27 protein-coding genes are annotated in these 25,755 nt (G+C 35.9%); 19 read left to right on the top strand and 8 right to left on the bottom strand.

From position 1 onward, the window contains the following. Positions 1-11: 11 nt before the first annotated feature. Complete coding sequence (locus ACFEL2_RS04960) at positions 12-503, bottom strand: hypothetical protein (protein ID WP_375331650.1); 492 nt, start codon at positions 501-503, stop codon at positions 12-14. A 352-nt stretch (positions 504-855) separates the two neighbouring features. Between ACFEL2_RS04960 and ACFEL2_RS04955 the strand changes: the two genes are divergently transcribed. From ACFEL2_RS04955 to ACFEL2_RS04945, 3 genes are read left to right on the top strand one after another with little or no spacing between them, the layout of a single operon-like run. Then, positions 856-1,404 (top strand): hypothetical protein, encoded by a 549-nt coding sequence (locus tag ACFEL2_RS04955; RefSeq protein ID WP_375331649.1) that lies wholly within the window; start codon positions 856-858, stop codon positions 1,402-1,404. Next, positions 1,401-2,867 carry a phage portal protein gene (locus tag ACFEL2_RS04950; protein WP_375331648.1) on the top strand — a complete coding sequence of 489 codons (1,467 nt, stop codon included), beginning with the start codon at positions 1,401-1,403 and terminating at the stop codon, positions 2,865-2,867. The genes ACFEL2_RS04955 and ACFEL2_RS04950 overlap by 4 nt, the downstream gene beginning before the upstream one ends. Further along, positions 2,824-4,575 carry a phage major capsid protein gene (locus ACFEL2_RS04945; protein ID WP_375331647.1) on the top strand — a complete coding sequence of 584 codons (1,752 nt, stop codon included), beginning with the start codon at positions 2,824-2,826 and terminating at the stop codon, positions 4,573-4,575. The genes ACFEL2_RS04950 and ACFEL2_RS04945 overlap by 44 nt, the downstream gene beginning before the upstream one ends. A 132-nt stretch (positions 4,576-4,707) precedes the next feature. Here the strand turns inward: ACFEL2_RS04945 and ACFEL2_RS04940 are convergent, their stop codons facing one another. Together ACFEL2_RS04940 and ACFEL2_RS04935 are read right to left on the bottom strand one after the other, a co-directional pair. Next, positions 4,708-5,007: a type II toxin-antitoxin system RelE/ParE family toxin gene (locus tag ACFEL2_RS04940; protein WP_375331646.1), complete on the bottom strand. Its 300-nt coding sequence runs from the start codon at positions 5,005-5,007 to the stop codon at positions 4,708-4,710. Further along, positions 5,000-5,275 carry a type II toxin-antitoxin system ParD family antitoxin gene (locus tag ACFEL2_RS04935; protein ID WP_375331645.1) on the bottom strand — a complete coding sequence of 92 codons (276 nt, stop codon included), beginning with the start codon at positions 5,273-5,275 and terminating at the stop codon, positions 5,000-5,002. Before ACFEL2_RS04935 ends, ACFEL2_RS04940 begins: the two co-directional genes overlap by 8 nt. Before the next feature lie 50 nt (positions 5,276-5,325). Between ACFEL2_RS04935 and ACFEL2_RS04930 the strand changes: the two genes are divergently transcribed. The 16 genes from ACFEL2_RS04930 to ACFEL2_RS04855 all read left to right on the top strand — a co-directional run bounded on the left by ACFEL2_RS04930 (position 5,326) and on the right by ACFEL2_RS04855 (position 16,414). Next, positions 5,326-5,634 carry a hypothetical protein gene (locus ACFEL2_RS04930; RefSeq protein WP_375331644.1) on the top strand — a complete coding sequence of 103 codons (309 nt, stop codon included), beginning with the start codon at positions 5,326-5,328 and terminating at the stop codon, positions 5,632-5,634. A 1-nt stretch (position 5,635) separates the two neighbouring features. After that, positions 5,636-6,079 carry a hypothetical protein gene (locus ACFEL2_RS04925; protein WP_375331643.1) on the top strand — a complete coding sequence of 148 codons (444 nt, stop codon included), beginning with the start codon at positions 5,636-5,638 and terminating at the stop codon, positions 6,077-6,079. Between the two features lie 21 nt (positions 6,080-6,100). Further along, positions 6,101-6,490, top strand: coding sequence for a phage tail tube protein (locus ACFEL2_RS04920; RefSeq protein ID WP_375331642.1), 390 nt, complete (start codon positions 6,101-6,103; stop codon positions 6,488-6,490). Positions 6,491-6,515: 25 nt separating this feature from the next. Beyond that, a complete protein-coding gene (locus tag ACFEL2_RS04915) occupies positions 6,516-6,857 on the top strand; it encodes a hypothetical protein (RefSeq protein WP_375331641.1) in 342 nt (113 codons plus the stop codon). Positions 6,858-6,880: 23 nt separating this feature from the next. After that, positions 6,881-7,009, top strand: a complete 129-nt coding sequence (locus ACFEL2_RS04910) for a hypothetical protein (RefSeq protein ID WP_375331640.1) — start codon at positions 6,881-6,883, stop codon at positions 7,007-7,009. Next, positions 7,010-8,746, top strand: a complete 1,737-nt coding sequence (locus ACFEL2_RS04905; RefSeq protein WP_375331639.1) for a hypothetical protein — start codon at positions 7,010-7,012, stop codon at positions 8,744-8,746. Positions 8,747-8,817: 71 nt separating this feature from the next. After that, positions 8,818-9,072 carry a type II toxin-antitoxin system Phd/YefM family antitoxin gene (locus ACFEL2_RS04900; RefSeq protein WP_375331638.1) on the top strand — a complete coding sequence of 85 codons (255 nt, stop codon included), beginning with the start codon at positions 8,818-8,820 and terminating at the stop codon, positions 9,070-9,072. A 13-nt stretch (positions 9,073-9,085) separates the two neighbouring features. Beyond that, on the top strand, positions 9,086-9,379 hold the full coding sequence (locus tag ACFEL2_RS04895; RefSeq protein ID WP_375331637.1) for a type II toxin-antitoxin system RelE family toxin: 294 nt from the start codon (positions 9,086-9,088) through the stop codon (positions 9,377-9,379). Between the two features lie 6 nt (positions 9,380-9,385). Further along, positions 9,386-9,994, top strand: a complete 609-nt coding sequence (locus tag ACFEL2_RS04890) for a DUF2460 domain-containing protein (protein WP_375331636.1) — start codon at positions 9,386-9,388, stop codon at positions 9,992-9,994. Beyond that, positions 9,991-10,848 carry a DUF2163 domain-containing protein gene (locus ACFEL2_RS04885; RefSeq protein WP_375331635.1) on the top strand — a complete coding sequence of 286 codons (858 nt, stop codon included), beginning with the start codon at positions 9,991-9,993 and terminating at the stop codon, positions 10,846-10,848. The genes ACFEL2_RS04890 and ACFEL2_RS04885 overlap by 4 nt, the downstream gene beginning before the upstream one ends. 6 nt (positions 10,849-10,854) lie before the next feature. Next, on the top strand, positions 10,855-11,316 hold the full coding sequence (locus ACFEL2_RS04880; RefSeq protein ID WP_375331634.1) for an NlpC/P60 family protein: 462 nt from the start codon (positions 10,855-10,857) through the stop codon (positions 11,314-11,316). Further along, complete coding sequence (locus ACFEL2_RS04875) at positions 11,313-15,095, top strand: glycoside hydrolase TIM-barrel-like domain-containing protein (RefSeq protein WP_375331633.1); 3,783 nt, start codon at positions 11,313-11,315, stop codon at positions 15,093-15,095. Before ACFEL2_RS04880 ends, ACFEL2_RS04875 begins: the two co-directional genes overlap by 4 nt. 8 nt (positions 15,096-15,103) lie before the next feature. Further along, positions 15,104-15,439: a DUF2793 domain-containing protein gene (locus ACFEL2_RS04870; protein ID WP_375331632.1), complete on the top strand. Its 336-nt coding sequence runs from the start codon at positions 15,104-15,106 to the stop codon at positions 15,437-15,439. A gap of 66 nt (positions 15,440-15,505) precedes the next feature. Next, complete coding sequence (locus ACFEL2_RS04865) at positions 15,506-15,709, top strand: hypothetical protein (protein WP_375331631.1); 204 nt, start codon at positions 15,506-15,508, stop codon at positions 15,707-15,709. A 7-nt stretch (positions 15,710-15,716) separates the two neighbouring features. Beyond that, positions 15,717-16,007: a hypothetical protein gene (locus ACFEL2_RS04860; RefSeq protein WP_375331630.1), complete on the top strand. Its 291-nt coding sequence runs from the start codon at positions 15,717-15,719 to the stop codon at positions 16,005-16,007. Between the two features lie 11 nt (positions 16,008-16,018). Then, positions 16,019-16,414, top strand: coding sequence for a D-Ala-D-Ala carboxypeptidase family metallohydrolase (locus ACFEL2_RS04855; RefSeq protein ID WP_375331629.1), 396 nt, complete (start codon positions 16,019-16,021; stop codon positions 16,412-16,414). 55 nt (positions 16,415-16,469) lie between these two features. Here the strand turns inward: ACFEL2_RS04855 and ACFEL2_RS04850 are convergent, their stop codons facing one another. The 5 genes from ACFEL2_RS04850 to ACFEL2_RS04830 all read right to left on the bottom strand — a co-directional run bounded on the left by ACFEL2_RS04850 (position 16,470) and on the right by ACFEL2_RS04830 (position 25,615). Then, the gene (locus ACFEL2_RS04850) at positions 16,470-16,853 is read right to left on the bottom strand and encodes a helix-turn-helix domain-containing protein (protein WP_375331628.1); all 384 of its coding nucleotides are present in this window, start codon (positions 16,851-16,853) and stop codon (positions 16,470-16,472) included. 265 nt (positions 16,854-17,118) lie between these two features. Continuing rightward, on the bottom strand, positions 17,119-17,427 hold the full coding sequence (locus tag ACFEL2_RS04845) for a hypothetical protein (protein ID WP_375331627.1): 309 nt from the start codon (positions 17,425-17,427) through the stop codon (positions 17,119-17,121). Further along, positions 17,427-18,869 carry a hypothetical protein gene (locus ACFEL2_RS04840; RefSeq protein WP_375331626.1) on the bottom strand — a complete coding sequence of 481 codons (1,443 nt, stop codon included), beginning with the start codon at positions 18,867-18,869 and terminating at the stop codon, positions 17,427-17,429. The genes ACFEL2_RS04845 and ACFEL2_RS04840 overlap by 1 nt, the downstream gene beginning before the upstream one ends. Beyond that, positions 18,845-19,150, bottom strand: a complete 306-nt coding sequence (locus ACFEL2_RS04835) for a DUF6980 family protein (protein WP_375331625.1) — start codon at positions 19,148-19,150, stop codon at positions 18,845-18,847. The genes ACFEL2_RS04840 and ACFEL2_RS04835 overlap by 25 nt, the downstream gene beginning before the upstream one ends. Next, the gene (locus ACFEL2_RS04830; protein WP_375331624.1) at positions 19,151-25,615 is read right to left on the bottom strand and encodes a hemagglutinin repeat-containing protein; all 6,465 of its coding nucleotides are present in this window, start codon (positions 25,613-25,615) and stop codon (positions 19,151-19,153) included. Positions 25,616-25,755 lie beyond the last annotated feature (140 nt).

Below are 25,755 nucleotides of genomic sequence, written 5' to 3'. Positions count from 1 at the left end.
ATCCTGAAATATTATGCATTGCCGCCTTTATGTAATTCTTCATCATCGAAATCCATTGTTGCTTTAGCAGCATGCATTATAACGTTAAAATATGAGAAGCAGAATTTTAATAAATAATGCTCAGTTATTATGTCAGTTGCTAAAAAATTATCGAATTTATCTTTTTCAGTATTGGTAGTATGCAATATATTTTCTTGAATATAAAGCCTATTAATCAGCTTAGCTTCTAATAAAGTAGTAATTACCACCCAAGTTACGAAATAACAAATATTACCAAATATACTGTCATCGATGATTAGATTGATAGGACTATTATAATTATTTTGTTTGCTTACTGTATAAATTAATTCGCGAAGTATACTGTCATCGTATTTATTTGGTGCGTCGATAATTTTTATTATTGTAAAATTATTTTCCTTACAAAAATTGATCAAAGATTGCCTTGTGAGTTCAAAACGGGCATGTGATGAATATAATAAGATAATGGCTTGTTGGTTGTTCATATGCGACCCCTTCCCTAATGTTTTAATAATTAAGAGTTTTGATCGCCAAAGATAAAATGATAAAAGACAAATTTTATAGGTTACACATATCTTGGCGATCGGGGGTTCGAAAAACCGCATAACACAGCTACAATAGCCTTTAGGCTTGAGATTTACACCCCAAGCCTTGAACATAGCTATCATCACCCCGATCATGTAATCGAGGAACATCATTTTTACGGTTGATGTTTTACCGGTTATGCTGGAGGTTTCGATACCCCAAAGTAACTTTGCAGTTACTTCATTTTTAATTTTAAACTACAGTTAGCAAAAGTCAATAATAAGTTTTTTCAATTACTAATTATATCTTACGGTGATTTCTGAACCAACATCATTTACTGCAGGTGAAACTGTCAAGTGGCAACGATATTTAAACAAATATCCTGCTACTGAAGGCTGGAATTTGTCTTACAGCTTTCGTAATTATACCACTGGTTTTGACGTTGCTGCTATTGCTGAAGCAGATTATTACCTTGTGTTGCTAGATTCTGAAATAACAACTGCTTACCTAGCCGGTAATTATTGGTGGCAAGCAACAATACATAAAGAGAATTTGCGTTACATGATTGCTAAAGGTAATTTAGAAATTAAACCTAATTTAGCACTACTTGCAACTTATGATGGTCGCTCGCATGTTAAGAAGGTTTTGGATGCTCTAGAAGCTACCATTGTTGGCAAGGCAAGCCGGGATCAATTGTCATATTCGATCAGCGGTCGTAGCCTGTCACGGTTAAGCCCAGCAGAATTACTAAAATGGCGTGATATTTACAAGGCTGAATATGCTAGGAATTTGCAAGAAGAAAAGATAAAGAATGGGCTTAGTTCAGGCAACCTGATTAAGGTTAGATTCAATAACCCATGAAGCTATTTGATTTCTTCAAAGGAAAATCGCTTATTAAAGAAAAGCGTAAATACGCAGCCGCTAGCATTAATCGCTTTACTAATGATTGGATTACTGGGAATCTATCAGCAGATGCAGAGTTATATAGAGACCTCAAAACACTACGCAGCCGATCACGAGAACTTTGTATAAATAATGATTATGCTCGACGGTTTTTAAAAAGAACTTCTACTAATGTTATAGGTGCTAATGGCATACGGTTACAACTACGTGCCTCTAGTAATAGTGAAAATTTTCTGCAAGATAAAAATAATTATATCTTAGAACAATTTAATAACTGGAGCAAAAAAGGTATTTGTACGGTAGATGGCAGATTATCTTGGATAGATTGTCAAAAATTATTTCTAGAATCAGTGGCTCGTGATGGAGAGGTTATTATTCGTTTAGTCAAAGGCTTTGATAATGAGTTTGGTTTTGCTCTGCAGTTTATTGAAGCTGATCATTTGGACGAGGAGTTAAATGAAGCTCTACCGGATGGGGGATATATTCGTATGGGGATTGAATTTAATAAATGGAATAGACCTGTAGCCTATTATCTACTTACCTCCCATCCCGGTGAAATCTTTAAAAAATATGACAATAATAAGCAATACCAAAGAATTACTGCTAATGAGATTATTCATGGCTATATTTTAGAAAGACCTTCGCAAAGTAGAGGCGTGCCATGGATGCACAGTGCCATGTTACGTCTGCGGATGCTGGGAGCTTATGAAGAAGCAGAGCTGGTAGCAGCTAGAGTTGGTGCATCAAAAATGGGGTTTTTTGTTTCTCAAGATGGGAGTGGTTATCTTGGTCAAGATGATAGTTTTGGTGGCAAGATAATGGAAGCTGACCCCGGGACATTTGAACAACTGCCTGCTGGTATGGACGTGCGGCTATTTGACCCTAATCATCCAACAAGCAGCTTTGCTGATTTTGAGAAGTCAATACTCCGGGGAATTGCTAGCGGATTGGATATTTCTTATGCGACCCTTGCCAATGATCTTGAGAATGTAAACTTTTCGTCAATTAGACATGGTAGCCTAGAGGATCGTGATACTTGGCGTATGCTGCAAAATTGGGTGATAGAGCATTTTTGTAACTCGGTATTTGAGAACTGGTTATTAATGACCATTACTACTGGACGAATTAAAATACCGCTATCAGAATTTGATCAATACAACAAACCTATATGGCGAGCTAGAGGATGGGCTTGGGTTGATCCACTTAAAGAAAGCCATGCCAATCAAATTGCGATTGCTGAGAAAACTAAAACTAGGAGTCAAATAGCAGCAGATCAAGGTATGGATATAGATGAATTATTTCAGCAGATAGTATTTGAACAACAATTGGCTAAAAAATATGGCTTAGATTTAACATTAACAACTACCAACAAAGAAAATGAACAGCAAACAATTAGCACAGAAGAATCTAATGACGATTAAATGTAAAAGTGAAATGCTATACCGACATACGGTTTTAGATCAACTACTTAGAGAAGATCGCAGTTTTGAACTGTCTTTTTCAAGCGAAGAACCAGTAGAGAGATTTTTTGGTCTTGAGATACTTGACCACAAACCCGAAAGCATCAAGCTGGATTGGTTAAATTCTGGTCACGCTCCCCTACTTCTTGACCATGACCCAACTAAGCAAATTGGTATTGTTGAAGCTGCTGAAATAACTAGTGATGGTAAAGCTAGGGGCAAAATAAGGTTTGGTAAAAGTACTTTAGCTGAAGCAGCTTACCAAGACGTGCTAGATGGCATTAAAAGTAACATATCAGTAGGCTATTGTTATTTACCAAATGGCATAGTACTTGAGCAAGAGTCAAAAGGGGATAATCCTAACATTTATCGGATCAACAAATGGAAACCACTAGAAGTATCATTAGTATCAATACCAGCTGATCATACAGTAGGCATTGGTCGAAACCAACTAGAAATAATTGCTAATAATATGATTAATATGAGGGAAAACATGCAAAATGAAGTAATAGAAAATAGTCAACCAACGATTACCGTTAATACCGAACAAATTACCAAAGACATTAGGCAGAGTGAAACTACTAGACTTAGTGAGATATTAACTATCGGTGATAAACATAATATGCACGATATGGCGATAGAATTTATTCGTGAGGGCAAAAGTATTGATGCTTTTAGGCAGAAGGTTCTAGAAACATTGAGTAATAATCCAATTATCAACACTACTTCACCAAAATCAGCTATTATCGGAATGAGTACAAAGGAGGCAAGAAGCTTCTCTATTTTAAGAGCCATTAGAGCAACGGTAACAGGTAATTGGAGTGATGCTGAGCTAGAAAAAGAAGCATCTATGGCGATTGCTAAAAAAATTAATCGAGAGCCTTCTAGCTTTTTTGTACCTCTTGATGTCAATTTAGAACAAATAGAGCAAAGAAGTTATGTAGGCAGAACGCTGGAAAAATTATCAAATGTTGCCGGTGGTTACTTAGTTAGTACCGATTACCTAAGCAACAATTTTATTGAACTGCTGCGTAACAAAATGCTTGTTAAGCAAATGGGAGCTAAAGTAATGAGTGGCTTGCATGGCGATGTAGCAATACCAAAACAAACTGGTGGAGCTACTACTTTTTGGGTATCAGAAGGGAGAAGCCCTGAGCATAGCGAGCAAGCCTTTGCCCAAGTAACACTCTCCCCTAAAAGCATTGCGGCATATACTGACTTTACCCGCAAATTAGTGCTACAATCCAGTCCTGATATAGAAAATCTAGTACGCAGTGACCTTGCTACCGTTATTGCTCTTGAAATTGATCGAGCTGCGATAAGTGGTAGGGGCATTGGGGCTGAGCCACTAGGTATTCTTAACACAGTTGGCATTGGTAATGTTACTTTTGATGACGATAATCCAATAAGCTGGGGTAATATCGTAGACCTTGAAAGCCTAATTGCTGCAGGGAATGCTGATATTGGCACGCTTGGCTATTTATGCAATGCCAACATACGGGGAATTTTAAAGCAAACAGAAAAAGCTGAAGGAACTGCCCAATTTGTTTGGGAAAGTAGTAGTGAGCTAGGTTTTGGTTACCTTAACGGCTATAGAGTAGGAACAACCAACCAAATACCAGCTGATACTATATTATTTGGCAATTTTGCTGATCTAATTATTGGATAATGGGGAGTGCTGGATGTATTAGTAGACCCTTACACTTTAGGAACTAGCGGTGGCATTAGAATAAGAGTCATGCAAGATGTAGACATTGCAGTTAGACACGCTGAGAGCTTTGCAGTGCTAACTAGACAATAATTATAGGTAATTATTTTTGATATCACGATAAGAACTTATAACCCGCAAAATTTGCAATGGCTTTGTTTTAGGATTATATATTATGTAGTAGCTATAAACTAACCAAAAACGTACAGGTTTATCAGTTAAATCTTCACGTTTACTTCCAATGTCAGGATTTGCAGCTAGTTTTAAAAACGCTTGTTCAAAAAGACTGGCTATTTTCTCAGCAGCTTTGAGATTATCTTTGGCGATATATAACCAAATATCCTTAATATCTTGCTCTGCTTGAACAGTTAAGCAAAAATTATTTTTACTCATGAGACTTTAATTTATCTCTACGAAAATCCCTGAAATTTTGCAAAGCTTGGTCACCTGAAATAACCTTACCTTCAGCTGCTTGGTCAAGACCTATTTGAATTTCCTGATTAAGCCACATTTTATAGTTTTCAAAATTAGTGTTTTGCATTTCTGATTTAATAAGTAAACGTAATGCAGCTCTTATAACCTCGCTGGAAGAGTGATAAAAACCACTTTTTACCTGTTTATCTACATATTTTTCGAGTTCTAGTGTTAAGGATACATTCATAAATATCAATCATAATAACAATAATTGATATTATAATAACATAAATAGTTATGGTCTTTCAAGAAGATTTTGCTGAGTTTTTAGACACAGAGCAAGGGTTTGCAGTAGAGATAATCGTAACGCCAAAAGATGGACTAGCTTACCAACTCAAAGGGATATTTGTTAGCAACTACTACCCTATAGATATTGGAACAAGTGGCTTTGTCGGATTCAATCCAAGCTTTGAATGCTGTGAGGAAGAAGCAAGAGAAATCAATGATGGAGATATACTAACTGTCCGGCAAATAAAGTACAAAATTGTTGAAATCAAACAAGATAATGCTGGCTGGGTAGTGCTAGGACTAGAGCGACAAAGCTGATATGTTGCATGCTAGAACCAGCATAAGGCAAACTTTTGTGGATATCCTTAAAGGAAAAACGGCAGCAAAAGATAAAGTTTACGATAGCCGGTTATATAGCATGAATGACAGCACTTTGCCGGGGATTATCATATTTTCTAGCCAAGAAGAAATAGTAACCAGCACTATCAGTCCACCAAGATGTCAGAACAGGACGGCACGAATAACGGTAGAATGTTATGCCAAGGCTACTACTTCGGTCAATATCATAGTTGATAATATGACAGCTGAAGTGGAAAGTTTAGTATTAAATAATCCTGAACTAAGGAAGCTTTGCAAAGATTGCCGTTTAGAATCAACCGATATTAGCCTGAATTCAGATGGCGATCAACCAGTAGCAGTAGCAAGCCTCGTATTTGCAGTAAGCTACCAAACTAAAGAGACTTCACCGAATATAATAATATAAATCCAATAATGAGAAGCTAATATGTCAACACATGCAGGATCAGAAGGAATAGTTAGAATTGGTACAACACAGGTAGCCGAAGTTAAATCATGGTCGCTGGAAGAGGTATGCGATACGGTAGATGCCAGTACTATTGGCACTGAGTGGCGTAAGTCTCAGGCTACTATTAAGAGCTGGTCAGGTTCGATAGAGGCCTTTTGGGATGAAGCTGATACTGAAGGTCAAGGAAAGCTTACCATTGGAGCGACTGTACAGCTAAGTCTTTACCCAAAAGGTGAAAATGAGGAAAAGATATATTTTACTGGCATAGCAATTGTTACTGGCATTTCTCGGCAAGCTTCTTTTGATGGGTTAGTTGAAAGTTCCTTTACCTTTCAGGGCAATGGTAAATTATTAGAAGTAAAACAGTAAAATAGATAAGTAGGAGAAGACAATAATGACTGAAAAAATTATTGACAGGATTAAAGCCCATTTTGACGCTAAGGAGATCAAGGTAATTGAGGTAATCGAATGGGGAGATGGTGAAAATCCGTTATATATTCACAGTTCTCCTTTGACCTTAGCCCAAAAGAATCGTCTATATAAAATGGCTAAGGAAGATGATTTAGGCTTAATGGTTGAAGCATTGATTATGAAAGCTAAAGATATTGAAGGTAATTGTTTGTTCAGCAGAGCAGATAAACCAAATTTAATGAGAAACTGTGACCCTGATGTGTTAATTCGTGTCGCAACCTCGATCATGGAGAGTAGTGATACTGAGGTAGCAGAAAAAAACTAACTAACCAGCCAGTATTACTTAACATGTTTGCTTTAGCTGAGCATTTAGGAAAAACCATAGCTGAAATCGAACAAATGACAATAGATGAGTGGAATCATTGGCTGGCATATTTTAAAATTAAAAAACAGTATCAACATAAATTAACAAGATAAATGAATTCTAACAATAAAGAAGTCAGAGTAACTTTTAGAGGAGTTGATAAAACTAAAGAAGCATTTGGCAGAATCAAGCAGAATTTCAAGAAACTACAAGATCAGCTTGGCAGAATTAAACTAGGCTTTGGTAGAATCGGTACGGCAATAACTGCGGCATTTAGTATAGCAACTTTAAAGAAGATTATTGATAGCGGTGAGGAAATTGGTAAACTTGCTAATAAGCTAGATATTAGCACCCATAGTTTATCAGAGTTAAAATATGCTGCAGAGAGATGCGGGGTGGAGTTTAGTACCCTTACTTCAGGTCTTGAGCAAATGGCAATGAGGGTGTCAGATGCAGCAAGAAACTCCGGGGAGGCAAAAGATGCTTTAAGGTTACTGGGTTTATCAGCTAAAGAATTGAATCAAGTAGCACCCAATGAGCAGATTGGACAAATTGCTGAAAACTTGCTAAGAGTCAGAGATGCTTCAGATAGAACACAGTTGGCAATAAAGTTGTTTGGTTCTGCTGGAGCTGCCCTGCTACCAATACTTGAACAAGGTGAAGATGGTATAAGAAGGCTTAGAGAAGAAGCAAGGAATCTAGGGCTATCATTGTCACAGGAAGAATGTGAGGCAATGGCTAAGTTCAACGCAGAACTATCAAAATTACAGGCAATAATGACCAGTTTAATAACCTCAGTATTAGTGCCTATATTACCGTTACTGATAGGATTTTTTGCAGCTATTAGGGAGGGACACCCAGCCATAACTTTTATAATTACCGCAATATCTACTTTGCTAGCTTTGAGATTAGCAGTGTGGTTTATTACTGCTGCTACTGCTGTTAGGGCTTTTACGGCAGCTCTTATAGCAAATCCATTAGGTTTAGTAGCAGTGGCAATATCAACTGTGGTAGCTGGACTTGTTACCTTAACTAAATGGTTTAACAAATCAACTGAAGTAACTAAAGAATTTAATCAGACTTTAGAGGGAAGCAAAACATTAGCAGCAATAACCATCCCCAAAGCGTCACTTGAGGTAATGAGTCAAAGGAACGAATTGCAAAACGAAGCAAAACGGATATTTGAACAAACTAGGACACCGCTGGAAAAGTATAACATAGAAATGGAGAAACTAAATAAATTGCTTAAGCAAGGTTTAATTGACCAAGATACATATAACAGAGCTATGGAACAAAATAAACAGTTACTTGGTAATATGGCAAATGAATCCGAAGATGCATTTAATTTGATTAAAGATCGTTCCAAAGATGCAGCAGATAGTTTAATTGATAATTTTGCCAAGGCTGCTTTTGGTGTAGGTAATCAGGTAAAAAGTTTGAAAGATATTTTTAGTGATTTTTTTAAACAGTTGCAAGTTGATATATTAAAGATGACGCTTAAACAGGCTTTCTCTTCGGCTAGCGGAGGTACATTTGGTGAAATGTTTGGCGGCGGAGGAAGTTTGGGTGGGATAAGTTCCATTTTTGGAGGTGTGTTTGCAAATGGTGGTACGGTAAAGCCCGGTAAAGCACATGTGGTTGGTGATGGTGGTGAGCCTGAGTTGTTTATTCCCAATAGTGTTGGTAGCATTGTACCCTTTAGCAAACTGGAGGCATCGGGTGCTAGCAACAACAATATTGTAGTTAATATGAATATTCAAACCCCGGATATTAGCTCATTTAACCAAAGCAGAAGTCAAATTGCCGCTGATATGGCAAGGCAGATAGCAAGGAGTTCTAGGAATTTGTGACATATAACTTGACAAAAATTTGTACGTAACGTACATTTAAGTAGTAGATTAAAGAGGGTTACAATCCTACTATGAATTTTATTACCACTGTAGAAGCAAGAGAACATTTTTCGGAAGTACTGAATCGTAGTGCTTATGGGAAAGAAAGAATCATTTTTACAAGGCGAGGAAAAAAACTTGTTGCCATAATACCTATGGAAGATTTAAATTTGCTTGAAGCTCTTGAAGATAAATTAGATGTAGAGGATGCAAAAAAATCCCTAGAAGAAGCCAAGCAACATGGCACTATGTCTCTAGCTGACTTTAAGAAAAATGAAGATATTTAGAAGATATTAAATTGTGAGTGTTCAATACAATATCGAGCTAGCACCACTAGCTCAGAGACAACTCAAGAAATTACCAAAACAATTACAAAAGGACATTATCAAAAATCTCGAGAATCTAAACCCCAAAATATCTAATCTTGGAATAAAAAAATTAAGTGGGATGGATGATTTGTATAGATTAAGAGTTGGTGATTACAGAGTAATATATAAAATTCAACATAACATCTTGCTTATTTTAGTTTTAAAAATAGGACATAGAAAAGATATATATAATAATCTTAACTCTCTGATTAACAAGCTAATTTAATCATTTATGATAGTCTTTGCTGAGGTGCAATTTCCGCCTGAGATATCTTATGGTTCTAAGGGTGGCCCAATATTCTCAACTAATATAGTTACAACATTTAGTGGTCATGAGCAACGCAATATTAACTGGCAAATGGCAAGAAGCAGATATGATATAGGGAGTGGTATCAAGACGCAAGCCCAGTGGCAAGAGCTAATAAGTTTTTTTCGGGCAAGGCGTGGCAGAGCTATAGGTTTTCGTTATAAAGACTGGTCTGATTATCAAGGTATAAATCAGTTATTAGGCAAAGGGGACGGTCAAACAAAAAAATTCCAATTAGTTAAAAATTATATTAGTGGTGGATATATTTATGCTAGAATTATAACTAAACCAGTAAAAAATAGTTTTTGCAAGATTTATCTTGATTCTTGTGTAGTGCAAACAAAAGAAATTGACATTGATTTTACCACTGGTTCAATTGTCTTTGCTCAACCTCCAAGAAGAGATGAAGAAATAAAGGCAGATTTTGAATTTGACGTACCAGTTAGGTTTGATACGGATCACCTTGATTTATCGATGGATAGCTTTAACATAGGCTCTTGGGGTAATATTCCTCTCATTGAAATTAGAGTATGAGAAATTTACCGCCAACATTAACTCATCACTTAAAATCCGAGGTGACAAGCCTTGCTACTTGCTGGAAAATTACTAGACTGGATAAAATAATTTTAGGATTTACTGATTATGACCAAAATTTACTGATTGATGATTTGCAATATGAATCTATTGCTAGTTTTACTCCAAGCAATGTTGAGAGTAGCAGTAACATGGCAGTAGATAATCTTGACTTATCAGGGCAAATTTTTACCCCTAAAATAAATGCTAGCGATTTACTGGCTGGTAAATATGATTTTGCTGAAGTTGAAATATTTTTAGTAAATTATCAAGAGCCAAATAGTGGTAAGCTAATACAAAAGCGTGGAATATTAGGGGAAGTAACCTTAAATAGCAACATGTTTTGTTCTGAAATAAGAGGGCTTACACAATTCTTATCACAAACAATGTGTGAAACTTATCTGCCTCATTGTCGAGCTAATCTTGGTGATACAAAATGCAAGTTTAACCTGCAACAGCCAGGATTTACTGTGGAAGAAACAGTATCGAGGGTGATTGACCAGCAAAGCTTTTTTGCTCAAAGCCTTAATCAGCCCAATGGCTGGTTTACTGGAGGTTACGTTATTTGGTATAGCGGTAGTAATCATGGACTAAAGATGGAAGTAAAAGATTTTGCTGATACAAAGATAATATTAGCTCTACCAATGCCTTTTGCTATTAGTGTATCTGATAAATTTGCTATTATTGTTGGTTGTGATAAAAGTAGTGAAACATGTATAGAGAAATTTCAAAACATTGTCAATTTCCGTGGTGAACCTGATTTGCCCGGCATAGATAGACTGATGAGTACTGCTGGAACGCGTAAAAGTAACTAAGTAATAATGATCAGCGGTAAAGATATAGTAACAAACGCTAGAACATGGCTTGGCACTAAGTATCATCACCAAGGCAGACTGAAGAGAAGTTATGCCAGCAATGGCGGTGTTGATTGCATTGGGCTGATTATGGGAATTGCTACGGAACTAAGGCTAGTTGGGGCAGATGGCAAACTATTAGTAGAATTTGATGAAACTAGCTATTCTCCTCATCCTGATGGGGTAAGATTAAAGCAGTTTCTAGATTTACATTTAAAAACCATTGATACCAACCAAATAAAATTAGGTGATGTGCTGTTGTTTAAGCTATTTAGCCATCCCCAACATGTTGGTATAGCCAGTAACTATTTTAGTGGAGGTATAGGCATTATTCATTGTTATTCAGGTTCAGGTCAAGTAGTTGAACATTATTTATCAGCTGCATGGCAGAAAATGCTAGTTGCGGCTTATAGGTTTAGCTACCAATGACCAACGCCATATTACCAGTAGCAGGAGCGGTAGGCGGCTTTTTCATTGGCGGACCTGTTGGAGCGATTATGGGTGCTAATTTGGGTATGGCAGCCAATAATCTTTTTTTACCAAGAAAAAAGCAAAGTATTAAATTACCTACCCAAGAAGGGTCAAGGCTTAGTGACCTAAGAGTGCAGCTATCAAGTTACGGTGAAGTAATACCTAAAATATACGGCTCAATGAGGCTTGCTGGCAATATTATTTGGGCTACTGATATAAAAGAAGTGGCAACTGAGCATGAGCATTCTGAATGCCAAAACAGTGGTGGTAAAGGTGGGGGAGGTAGGCAAACAGTTATTACCACTCAAAGTACTATCACTTATAGCTATTTTGTTAGCCTAGCAATTAGCATATGTGAAGGTGAAGTTAATGAAATTATTAGAATTTGGGCTGATAGCAAGTTACTTACTGAAGATATCTTGAGAAGTGATCAGGGGAGATTTAACATTCATCTTGGTACTGAAGAACAAATGCCCGATGATATTATTGGTAAGTACAAATCTGCTCAAACATATCCAGCCTATAGAGGTTTATGCTATGTGGTAATAGAGGATTTTCCTCTTGAGCAGTTTGGCAATCGCATTCCGAATTTTACCTTTGAGGTTAAACGTTTAGTTAAGTTTAAGCCAGCAGTAGAGGACAAAATTAAAGAGGTAGTATTGATCCCGGGAGCTGGGGAATTTGTTTATGCTGATCAGATTTATACTAAACAAGATGGTATGAATATTGGCAATAGCTGGATGCCACTAAGGAACAAATACTATCTTAACATGCATAATTATGCAAACAAGCCTAATATGTTTGTAGCACTGGAACAAATGGCAAGGGCTTTACCAAACCTTGAGTGGGTGGCATTAGTAGTAACTTGGTTTGCAACCTCCAGCAGAGCTGTTGATTGTCGTATTGTACCTAAAGTAGAATATTATGGTGATAGCACAAAAATGTTACCGAATGATTGGCAAGTAGCAAGAATTGCTAGGTCGCAGGCTGAAGTAGTACTTTACATCAATGAATTTACTCCAACCTATGGTGGTACTCCTTCTGATGATAGCGTAGTAGCTATTTGTCAACATATTAGGCAGCGTGGGTATAAAGTAATGTTTTATCCCATGATCTTTGTAGATGAACTTGAACCAAAGCCGAAGCCTTGGAGAGGGAGGATAACAGCGGCTAGCAGCAGTGAAATTGATAACTGGTTTAATAACCCGGTCTCAGGATATAATCGTTTTATCATGCATTATGCAGACCTTATGGCTGGACAAGTTGATGCATTCATTATTGGCTCTGAAATGGTTAGCCTAACCTCCTTTACCGATAGAGCTGGATCATACCCAGCAGTTGAGCAATTTATTCAGCTATCCTCTATGGTAAAAGCAAAATTAGGTAATACTCTAGTAACATATGCTGCTGATTGGACAGAATACCATCATACAAATGGTGGTTGGTTTAATCTTGATCCACTGTGGGCTAGTCCAAACATTGATTTTGTCGGTATTGATGCCTATTTTCCGCTTACTGAAGATTTGCCACATTCTCAGATTAGCGAAGAGCTTATTAAAAAAGGTTGGGAAAGTGGTGAAGGATGGGACTATTATTGGGACTGGCAAAGGAAGCAAAAATATTATTTTGCCGCTGAATCACCACAAACCCCTGATAAATATGCTTGGAAAAATTTACAACATTGGTGGACAACTGCACATCACAACCCGGATGGTAGAGCTACTAATTGGCAACCGAAGATGAAGCCTATATGGTTTACTGAATTTGGTTTTCCGTCAGTAGATGCTTGCACTAATCAGCCTAATGTATTTTATGATCCGACTTCCATTGAGTCGTACTTTCCTAGAAATTCTAAAGGTAGAGTAAATTTTTCAGCTCAACGTCAAGCACTAAATGCTACACTGGATTATTTAGCAGAACGTAATAGTAAAGAAGGCTGTGAGCAACTGATACCAAAAAGATTTGTTTGGACTTATGATGCAAGACCTTTCCCTTTTTGGCCTGACTTTAAAAGCATATGGCAAGATGGAATATTATGGCCAACTGGTCACTGGATTAACGGTAAGCTGGGAGCTTCAAGCCTTGGAGCTATTGTTGCTGAAATTTTAGCAAGTGTTGGATTAAAGCCTACTGATTATGATGTATCTAGACTGACTCAAGATGTTTATGGCTATATTATCAATCAGCATATAACGGCAAGAGAAGCAATAGAACAATTGCAAAGTGCCTATTTTTTTGATGTAGTAGAAAGTGATGGCATCCTTAAGTTTATGCTAAGACTTGAAAGTATGAATGACATAGATATAGAAGAAGATAATTTAGTTACAGTAGGTACAGATACCAAAACTACTATAGAAATAAGCATTACTCAGGAATTGGAGCTACCACAAAAAGTAAGTGTTACTCATATAGACTGCCAACAAAATTATGATTTAGTCACTGTCCAATCACAACGGCAGGCAGTTCAAACCACAGAACAAGTAAATTTTTCATTACCAATAGTGTTAGATGATCAATTAGCCAAACAAATTGCTGATATTACCCTATACAACGCCTGGCAGGAGCGAATTAATTACCAACTAACTTTGCCTCCCCAATATGGCTTTTTAGAACCAACAGATATTATCAATGTGATCTGTAAAGCAGAAAATAATCAAGTGCAGCATCAGTTAAGGATTGTTAAAACCGATATGCAGCGTTCAGGGTTGATGAAGATTTTTGCTACTAGCTTTAATATGGCTATGTATGACTTTCATAGCGACACAAATTATCTTACGTCAAATTATGAATTACCAAAACCAGTAGCTGCAACCATCATGGAGTTAATAGAGACACCTACACTGCCAACTGACGCCAAATCAAACCAAGCAATGCTACGCATAGCCATAGTGCCTGATGGTAGCAACTGGCAAGGAGCAGCTATATATAACAGTAGGGATGATGGTTATGATTACAAATTGCTAGCAACTACTACTGTCCCCTCAGTTATGGGAGTGGTAATAAATAGGCTTTCTTTTGGAACTACAGTAATTTTTGATTGTCATAACGAAATAATTGTACAATTGCTTTATGGATCATTATCAAGCGTCAGCGAGCTTGCGTTACTAAATGGGGCAAACGCCGCTCTAATAGGTGATGAGCTAGTACAATTCCAAAATGCTGAATTAATTGGTGACCATAAATATAAGTTAACAAAGCTACTGAGAGGTAGGCAAGGAACAGAATGGGCTATTAATAAACACCAAGTTGCAGATAAATTTGTTCTTCTAAATTCAGCAGTTATGGCAGTTAATCTAAATCATCACTTAATTGGTCGGAAGTTACTCTACAAACCCGTGTCAGTCGGTAATTCATTTGGTGAAACTAATACTATAGAGAGCAAGTTTATGGCTAGAAATCTTAAACCTCTTGCACCAGTGCATACCAAGTCTGAAAAAGATAAGCAAGGTAACATTATTATCAGCTGGATTAGGCGGAGTAGAATAGATAGTGATTGGCGTGATTATGTTGATGTACCACTTGGCGAAGAGTTTGAAAAATATCAGGTTGATATTAAAAGTGGTAATAATGTTATTAGAACCCTTGAAGCCTTAACTCCAAATGTTATATACAGCAAACAAGCACAAATATCTGATTTTGCCTATGCATCAGAACTACCGGTAAACTTAAATGCCAGCATTTACCAACTCTCCAGCCAAATCGGTAGAGGCTATGGAACAACTTTAACGTTGCTCTAAAAATTACTATGTCTTACACTTCTAGGTTAAAGCTACCCTATATCCATAGTGGGCAGGCACAAAAGGAGATTACTCATAACGAAGCACTAACTTTACTCGATATCCTCATTAATCCAGTGGTAGAAGCTACTCAAGTAGCTATGCCGCCTCAAGATGCAACGACTGGACAGTTGTACATAGTTAGTCAAAATCCTCAAGGTGAGTTTATCAGCCATGCAAATAAAATAGCCCAAAAGTTGGAGATTGGTTGGAAGTTTGTTACTGTTCCTAAATGGCTAGAAGTAATACTTGATAGTAATGGCAGCAAATACCGCTTCGATGGAAATAATTGGATAAAATCATAGTCTAAATTCCCAATCTAAATCTAACCCTTAACCAAAATTCTAATTCTAATCTAATGAGAAATTATTATGAACATACTCCAAGGTTTTAAAACTATTATCTTCAATATAGTAGCAATAGCAGCAAGTTGGCTTGCTAGTGAGCATGGTATTGAAGTATCAGAAGATCATCAAACTGCAATTACTATCACAATTGTATCCCTTGTCAATATTGTCTTACGGTTTCTTACTAACACTCCTATAGGTCGTAGAAAAAACAAACATCAAAAATAAGCTTCTCATGAGATTCACAGAAAAACGCATATGCGAAGCCTTAAGAAGAGAAATATTATTAAGTATAGAGGTACATCTTGAAAAAGCCATAGAGAAAGGCGTGATAAGTGCTTTAAAGTCCTTTGGTGCAGATGTGGACAACCAACAAGAAGTACAATGTGATTTTCATTTTCTAAGGAAACTTCGCAAACGCTCGGAAGAATCAAGTCACATGCTGATACGGGCTGTAATTTCAGTAACCATAGGGACAGCAGCTGTAACCTTGTGGGAAGGCGTAAAGATAATATTACTTAAATAAATAATAATAGTATGAACAGCAAATACTACCTACCATACTTTACTCACCAAGAACTAGCTTGCAGGCAAACTGGTCAAATCATTTTAGCTGCAGGTTTTGCTGAAAAATTAGTTGTTTTGCGTAGCAAATTTAACTGTCCCATGCAGCTTACCTCAACCTGTCGTTCTAAAGAATACAACCGTAAAATCGGCGGTGTGCCAAACTCTTTCCACATCTACGACTATCCACGTTATGGCTTTACCGGCTGCTGTGCTATTGATGTAGCTACTTCGGACAATACCATTAAAGGAAACCTTATCTCACTTGCTTGGCAGCTAGGCTGGACCATCGGCATCAACAAAAACTTCATCCATTTGGATAGACGGATTGATTATACAAACCTGAAACAAACAATTTTTCTTTATTAAATTACACACAGTTCAAGTAACCACTATATTCCTTTGCTCTTAAAAATTGATAAAATTACTCAGACGTTTCTTGTATTATAAGTGAATGTACTAATGTATTAACTGCTTGTTGATGTTTTGGATTACGAATTTTCATAAAATTTCTTGATACTTCAATACATATAAGTTGGTGTTGGGTAAGTACTGGTTCAGCACTACCTGTATTTCCCAACCCTTCAAGAAAATAATCAATATTTTTATCTAATGCCTTGGCGATAAGCATTAATCTACCTGTGGATATTCTATTAATGCCTTTTTCGTATTTTTGTAATTGTTGATGGGTTACTTCAATTAAATCAGCAAGTTGTTGCCGTGCGTAACCTTTTGCCAATCTCAGAGAAGAAATTTTTCCTCCAATAAGTTGATCAACTTGCTGTATGTATTGGTTTTTTCTTGCCATTCTAGTGAATCAGTTATAAACTCATGTCCATATAGTAACATATGAAATAGCATAATTCAATCATGAATTTCACATAATACATATTTAGATTATAAATACAATAGAAATAATAACCTGTAGTTTTAATTACTAACTAAATAATTATAACATTCTATTCCTTATGATATTGCACCTAATAAATATGTAAAAGTGCTTGTAGCTCTATAATCCTCGCTTCTTCCACCATTCATCGGTTTTAAATTTGTATAGTACTAACATATTTAGTTTATCTATTTTTTACTAAAGGAATATCAAAAAACTTGCTCATTACTTCTAGTAGCCTTTCTTCCGTTATATCATCTTCAGTACTATGCACTATATAAGGTTTTTCAGTATCATTTGATAAAATTTCACACTCATAGAAATAATGATTAGGTTTCAATTCATAAGTGGAAATATAAACCAATTTATTATTTTTTTCTAGACCAATCGCATATAAATCTCCTTCCCAATGATCCATTATTATAGGAGCATTGTTACCAAATTTATTAATAATTAATTCTACTAAATTAGTTATTGAATTATGCTTTTTCATTATTTTGAGAACCTATTATCAATTAATAATTTTCTTACAGTCCTACCACCATCCTTTAGTGCTTCTCTAATTGCAATGGGATTCCCAGCTTTATCATGTAAATATTCTCCTGGAAATTCACTGTAAATACTTCCCTTCCTATATTTTGAAATAAAATTTTCAACAGTTGTGTCAAGGTTATCTAAAACTTGTCTAGTGTTTGCACTTTTGCCATCACTAAAACCAAATTTTCTAGCCTTTTGATCAAGTTTATATTGTTCCTTTCTTAACTGATCGTCATCAGGTTCAAAATCATCAGGGTCAGGCATGAAGGTGCTAGAGGTGGCGGATTTCTGCTGCTGACCAGTAGGTGGTGGCTTTTGAGTATGAGTTTTATAGTAGCTAGCATTCCCTTCATCTTCTTCCTGTTCAATATTATCGTTAGCTACTTTTGCTGCAGTGTAAGCAAATAGCAATGGACCTAGATATTTAAGCACTTCACGTATTGCTGGGATAGCAGCAGCCTCTGCCTCTTGTATACCAAACAATTCCTTAATGCCAAAGCTAACTTTATCTTTCAAACTATCAGCTTTAGTCTCATTTTGTTTTTTGTTTACTACTTTAGCTGCTTCTATCAATTGCTGCTTAAATTTCTCGTAACCTATTTCCTCTACTTTTTTAGCAATTTCCTGATTATCTCGAATAAATTCCTTTAATTTACTGTCTAGCTTATCTTCCTGAATGTGATGCTCATCCTTGATTTGACTAGCTCCTGAAACGACTTTATGATCTACTTCACTCGGCAGTAATGTGCTAGTAGTAGGTGTAGGTATAGAGAAATTATTACTTTCTAGTCCTCTTGTTATTTCCTTTGTTGCCCAATCAGAACCACCAGCAGTAGTGCTAGAGCTAGGTACTTGTTGGAAGGGCAAGATAGCTTTTAATAATGCAGCAGTGTCCGGGGATAATTTTAGTTCTTTAGATTCAGGTTTTGTAAGGAATAACATCGAATAATCAAATGGCTTATCATCGACAGTTGTTATTGCTTTTGCCTTATCTTCCTTGGTTTGACCAGCTCCTGAGACGGGTTGACCATCTACTTTGCTTGATTTTATACTATTTTCACCTCCTGAAATAAATTTAGGATGATGGGCGGTTTTATCTTCAGGGTAATTGCTATGTTGGTCAGCATGATTTCTACCGTCGACTTTCTCAACGCTACTTTGCAATCTAGCATCTAGCATTAATTGCGTTTCTAACAAGGCACTGACTAGATTATTATGCACTTTTGCAGCAAAAACTGGACTTTTGTAAATATAGTTTTTGTTGACGTAAGCTGCAAATTCCTCAAAACTTTTTACAGGACGACCTTCTTTCTCGGCAGCACTCTGTTCCTTGTGATATAGCACCTGATAAATATGTAAAAGTGCTTGTAGCTCTATAATCCTCGCTTCTTCCACCATTCATCGGTTTTGAATTCTTCAGGTAATGTTTCCCATTCTTCAGCATAAACTGTATCTAAACCCAATTCGTCTTTAACAATTTTACACCATTCCTCTCCTAAAGTTTTTGGTAACTTAGTACCACAAAATGGGCAGTAATACATATGTTGTTCCATACCATAATTGTGACCATGCAACATTAAATTATATTCTCTTATTTCAGAGTGATATATGACTAACTCATGTTCCTCATTATAACAATGGTTAGCATAATACTCCATTTTCTTACAGCAATGTTTCATTTATTTTATACCAATAGTATTCTTAAGTTTAATTACAGCTCCTGTTCTGCTTTTCCATTTATCTATTACTTTTCCTGTTAAATCTATATCTGCCTCATGTATTAGCTCCCCACCTTGTTGTATAAACTGTTTCCAATGTTCTCCAGCATGTGCCCTATCTCCACTTCTTTCTTTTGAATACCATATTTTATCATTTTTTGCATCTCTGTAAAGCTTACCATATCTAATGTCTCTTCTTATTTTATCATGATTTTCTTCTTTGCTTGGATCAAAGGAATTTTGCTGATCATCCTCATCATCAGGTTCAAAATCCCCTGGGTCAAGAGAAGGCATGAAGGTGCTAGAGGTGGCAGCTTTCTGCTGCTGACCAGTAGGTGGTGGCTTTTGAGTATGAGTTTTATAGTAGCTAGCATTCCCTTCATCTTCTTCCTGTTCAATATTATCGTTAGCTACTTTTGCTGCAGTGTAAGTAAATAGCAATGGACCTAGATATTTAAGCACTTCACGTATTGCTGGGATAGCAGCAGCCTCTGCCTCTTGTATACCAAACAATTCCTTAATGCCAAAGCTAACTTTATCTTTCAAACTATCAGCTTTAGTCTCATTTTGTTTTTTGTTTACTACTTTAGCTGCTTCTATCAATTGCTGCTTAAATTTCTCGTAACCTATTTCCTCTACTTTTTTAGCAATTTCCTGATTATCTCGAATAAATTCCTTTAATTTACTGTCTAGCTTATCTTCCTGAATGTGATGCTCATCCTTGATTTGACTAGCTCCTGAAACGACTTTATGATCTACTTCACTCGGCAGTAATGTGCTAGTAGTAGGTGTAGGTATAGAGAAATTATTACTTTCTAGTCCTCTTGTTATTTCCTTTGTTGCCCAATCAGAACCACCAGCAGTAGTGCTAGAGCTAGGCACTTGTTGGAAGGGTAAGATAGCTTTTAATAATGCAGCAGTGTCCGGGGATAATTTTAGTTCTTTAGACTCAGGTTTTGCAAGGAATAACATCGAATAATCAAATGGCTTATCATTATCCCCACCTACCTTATCTTCTTTATTTGGTTTATTCTTACTTCCAGCCTTATAGTCCTTATCTTTTACACCTTTTACATCATCAGTTTCATGTTTGGTTTCTTCTAGTTTATCATCCTTTTGTATTTTACTTTTTTCTTCATTGTTACTAGATACAATTTTTTTATCATCACTAGTGATTTTTTGCTGAATAAATTCAACCATATCGCTGATAGGTACAGTAGCGTTTAGTCCTGCTTGTTCACTATTAGTGTTGCCTATGTGGCAGTTAATATCACGTCCTAAACTATCAGGAATTTTGCTACCCTCAGCTGTTAATCTAATATCACCCTTGCCAATAACTGGCATAATATCCCGAGATCGCTCATTAAAATTGCAAACTACTGGCATGCCAGTGCCCCAAGCTAACTCACCATTATTAGTTACCTTTTTAGTTAAGGTAACACCAAGCCCAAAGGTTGAACCATTATCATAATCATGTAACTTTTTAGCCACAATGCTACCAGCTTCAACGTAAGCTTTGCCTTTATCTGTTAAGCTACCATCTACATTAACTTCAGCATTGGCAATCAATCCTCCAGCAATTTCTAAGGTTTGCTGGACTACGACATTTACTACTTGCGTACCGATTATACCGCCCATTGCATTAGACCAAGCTGCATTCCTACTACCAACTTCAACTTTACCACCAAGTGATTGTAAATATCCTGCTGAGTTAAAACCAATACTCATCTGCAAGCCTTGCATCCTTTCTTGGACTACATCTTGCAAACTCTCAACTACTAGGTTTTTTGCTCTAACCAGTACTTCATTGGCATAAAACATCACGCCACTTACCTTACCATTCCCTTCTACACTGACTTCTAAACGACCTTTTACCATTATCATATTGTTATCATGATAATGAACATTATGGCGGTTTGTTTCACTACCACTCATGCTAATGCCACTACCAACGTTACCAGCAATCGGGATCGTTAATTCCATCTCACAGCTGGTGGTTTGACTTTGTGATGAGTTGTGACTTGCTCTTACTTCTAATGACTTACTTTTAAGCTTAAAGTTATCAACTTGGCAAATTATACCTTCAATTACCGCTGCCTCATCTACTTGTATATCAATATCGCCACCAGTTAGGTAATTATCTACGGCTATTGCTTTATAGCTACTTGTACTGGTTTCGCTAACTTTGCTAGACAGCCACACTCCAAACTTTACCATATCAAGTTTTTGTAAATTTTGTCCAAGTTCTGCTAGATTGCTACTACTAGCAAGTGTCCTAATATCACCAGCAATTTGTTGAACATCACTGCCAAGTTTATATAGGTTTAATGCTCTATCTAATACATCAAGCCAATGAGTACCCCTCTTATCTAATAAATAAGCAGCTGTTTTTACAGCTCCGCTGATATTTTCTTGCATACCAACTTTTATTCCTAGACTCATACTCGTAGACTGCTGCTCTTGTGCATGCAGTTCTTTATGAGTAGAAAAATACATACCCCGAACCTTAACCTCAGCTTTAGCAAATTGCATTTTAGATGATATGACTTCTAAATTGCCATTGCTAGATCCAATAGTTAACTTGCCTCTAGCAATAACTTCCGATGCCTCATACAACTCCCTTACATATTGTAATTTATCAATATTTTTAAATAACTCACTACCAATACTTACTTCTCCACAACCTACGCTGTAGCCAGTGCGTATACCAGTTTCGCTGATACTAACAATATTTTGCTTATGATAAGGAGCGGCTTCTAGCTTTACACCACTTTGACCTAATAGATAAATGTTATTACCGATAATCTTAGAACCAAGTAAATGAATTTTACCTTCACTATAACCAAAGAAACTACCACCACTATAGTATAAGGTAGGTACTACCTTCTCACCATAAAAATGCTCTTTTACAGTCTTAGAACTGGCTATCGTTAGTTTTCCATTATGGAAATTAAATAAATAGGTTTTAGTAGATACATGATCATGCAAATGTATGTCATATTTTGGTAATAAATTTATTCCACCTTTACTGAATATAGATGATTCTTCTGTGACTAATATTTGAGCTGCTTCAATAGTAGTAGTGCCATTAATTTCAGCAAATAATTGATCAGCTCTAATAACTGTTGGCAGTACTAAGGAGTTCTCAGTATAATCTTGCCATTCTCGATAACCACCATACCATTTATCTGTGCCAACAAAATGCACATGTCTTTCAAAAATATCATACTCTGCACGAAGATTTAACTCTTTAACATCTAGTTTAATTCCTGTAACATTAATTAAGCTACTTACTGCTTCAAATGCTCCGCCAGCCTTAATATCCAAATAACCGGCGTGGATTTCACTAATTACTTGACGAACAGTATACTCACTAACTGTTGTTTTACTACCTTGGTGATACATCAGACTTTCATGTACTGCTACTGGTAATAAGTGTACTCCATCTTTGGTAATTATTTTTAGAGTCCCTTGCACTTGGAATTTACCAGCTTGTGATATTAACTGATCAGCAACTAAATAGACATCATTACCACCAATAACCGTACGACTTGCATAGGCTGCACTTCTCCCTTTTTCACCACCACCATTGCCAGTATAAATCTGTTGCAAATCTCTGCTAATAATTAATATCTTACCCTGTTCAGCATTAAGATACAGTTTGTCGTATTTAGTAAGTGACCGATCAAGCGTTATATCTCCTGCTGTTTGGGTAAATAATAGATCCTTACTTACATAGTTATCATATATTCCTAAATTACCTATTCTTTGACATATAGAAGTAGACTGACTAAAGTCAAAATATCTGCCTACATTAATTTTCTCTGTATATATTGGCAGATTTCCTATCCATACTGATAATTCTTTAACTCTTGCCTGCTGGTTGGCTATGTCTTGAGTGCTAGCTAGTAAGTGAAGTATCTCAGCTTTTACATTTCCTTCAGATGCTTTAAACAAAGCTCCCACAAAAGTAGCAGCCTTACCAGCATCAATATCGATAATACCAGCATTGATTTTGCTAACTACTTCAGTAATCGTCCGAGTGTTTAACCCCCCAGATACCATCACTTCATTGTATAATACCAAAGGTACTACCTCTAATGAGTGTTTGGTCTTAATAATTACTGAATCTTTTGAAGATATAGTTGATCCAACAATAACGCCTCTATTAGCATCAATGTAAGCCCTGCCTGATTCAACATTTACATCACTAGTAAAATCCACCTGTTGCCATTGAAGTCTAGGTAGAGGGTTATGTGAGTTTGCACTAAATATACCTACTAATGTTACATCATGTGCTACCCTAAATCCACCTTGTATAATCTTATTATCAGCAGAGGAGATATTAGCAAATAACGCATGTGAGTATTGAACTAAATGAATACCTGAATGGACTAATAAAAAATCATGAGTTGCTTGAACAAAAATATCATAGGTAATTATATTGCTATTGCCGATTCTTATGTTACTACCTTTGGTAAATAAAGAATTAGTTTGTATTTGTGAATTACCAATATTAGTGTCACCGCTAGACACTATAGCTATCTTGCATGACACTAACTTTGATGTCTCAATTTGAATATCACCGCTCAAACTATAAAGAAGTAACTCCTGTGCCTTCATTATAGTTTCAGCTATATAATGACTTGTACTGCTATAAACAGTTATACATCTTGCATCTAATGTAGCCCCAACCACATTAACAGAACCATGCTGAGCTACTAATATGATGTTATCTTTAGCTTTTAGAGAACCTTTAACAAATAAGTCGCCATATTTACTAAAGAACCCTATATCTCCACTTATTACTTGTAATGAACCATCAAACCTTATTCCCATACCTGCTTTAACAAGAAAATAGTCTTGTGAGATTGCTGATACAGAGGCGTATATTGCACCACTACCTAACATTCTGTTTGACTTAACTACACTAATAGTACCATCTCTTGAAACTACTATATTATGATCAAATCCGACAAATAGCCGATCTAATTTCAGTTGAGTCCTACTTCCATCTAGATCAACCCATAATAAGGTTGTTAAATTATCAATTGTTTGGATTAATACATTGCCTAGCTCAACCTTTCCTTTAATATAAAAAGTAGATAATTTTGCTAAAATCGTATCGATTTTTGTTAGTTCATTACCAGTATTATCAATTCTGATAACTGATTTGCCTGCCGTAATTCGATTATCCAAATTGGCTGCATCTAAATTTAAGTTTAGCTGCAACATCTTACATATTACACCATTAGAAAAGTTAATGTTACATAAACCAGTTCCTTCTAAATTATCTATTTCTATTTGATGTAATATAGCGTTTACTTCACCAATTAGTAATAAATTATTTAATATTTTCCCACTACTATAGAATTGCCCTGTTCGCGATTGAATACTATATTTTACATCAAATGCGTTTAAATTATACGCAACAACTTTAATACAATCTTCTAGTATTAATTGTTTACAACTACCACCATAAGGCATTGACACCTCATCAGCCTTAATGATAATTATACGATCAAATTGGAATTTATGAGCTGGAAATATAACCTTTCTGTTAGGATAGGTACTATCTGACATATCAAGGACTAAATCTATTCCAGCTAATTGCCCTTGATCTTCAATTATAAAATTAATATAGGATTTTGCCGCGATATAAAATTTGCCACGTGGGGCTAATAAACTAGTTATTTCTATTTTATCAGTAAATATTTGACTATCAATTGCTAGAGTCTTTAGGGATAAGCCGCTTACTGATTGAACATTCTCTAAGTGCCAATCTTCTGCCGCTACGCTATACTTTATGCACAAGTGGTTTATTCGTGCGTGATGAAAACTATCATTAATTAACACCTTATATAATGATAACTGATTAATTGGTGATCTAATATCTAGTTTACCAATAACTAAATACTTCTCTGTAGTGTCGTCACCTCTAAAAGTAATTTCAGGGCTATTGCCATGTAACTTAATACCAAGTATATTGGTTATAGTACCACCGTTTAATAGACTTAAACTATTACAAAATATATAACTTTCTTTAGCATAAAAATTATTTACTGTTAGTTTAGCATTATTACTTACACCTTCATCTAAGATGGCTTCTCTTTTAGTTTGTGTTCTTATTTTGTGATCACTTAACAATACCGACTTAAAACCTTTAAAACTACCATTATGTATGTGGGTAGTAGAGTCAAATAATATTAATAAATCCGCTTCCATACCTTCTATTAAATCAATTGTTCCATACCAATTAATAAGAGCAGTAGTAGAAAGGAGATGAGGCAATATTACAAATACCTCTTTAGCCGGATTCTTTAGATCATTATTATGCACATGCAGTATCGTATCTAAAGCTAAATGCTCCTGATTTAAGGCTAATACAGCTACATCACCATTAATATAAAAATCAAATTCAACCATAATAAATTATAAAAATACATTAAATTTACAATTATTATTTGTATAATGCTTAAGCAAATAATAATTTGTCTCATACATAAAGGGAGTGTTGCGAACTAGGTTCTTATATCTTAAAAATATGTTATAAGTAGTTATAAGAA

The sequence above is a fragment of the Candidatus Tisiphia endosymbiont of Temnostethus pusillus genome, from assembly GCF_964264675.1.
Lineage (GTDB): Bacteria > Pseudomonadota > Alphaproteobacteria > Rickettsiales > Rickettsiaceae > Tisiphia.
This window is presented reverse-complemented; position numbering and strand designations above follow the sequence as displayed.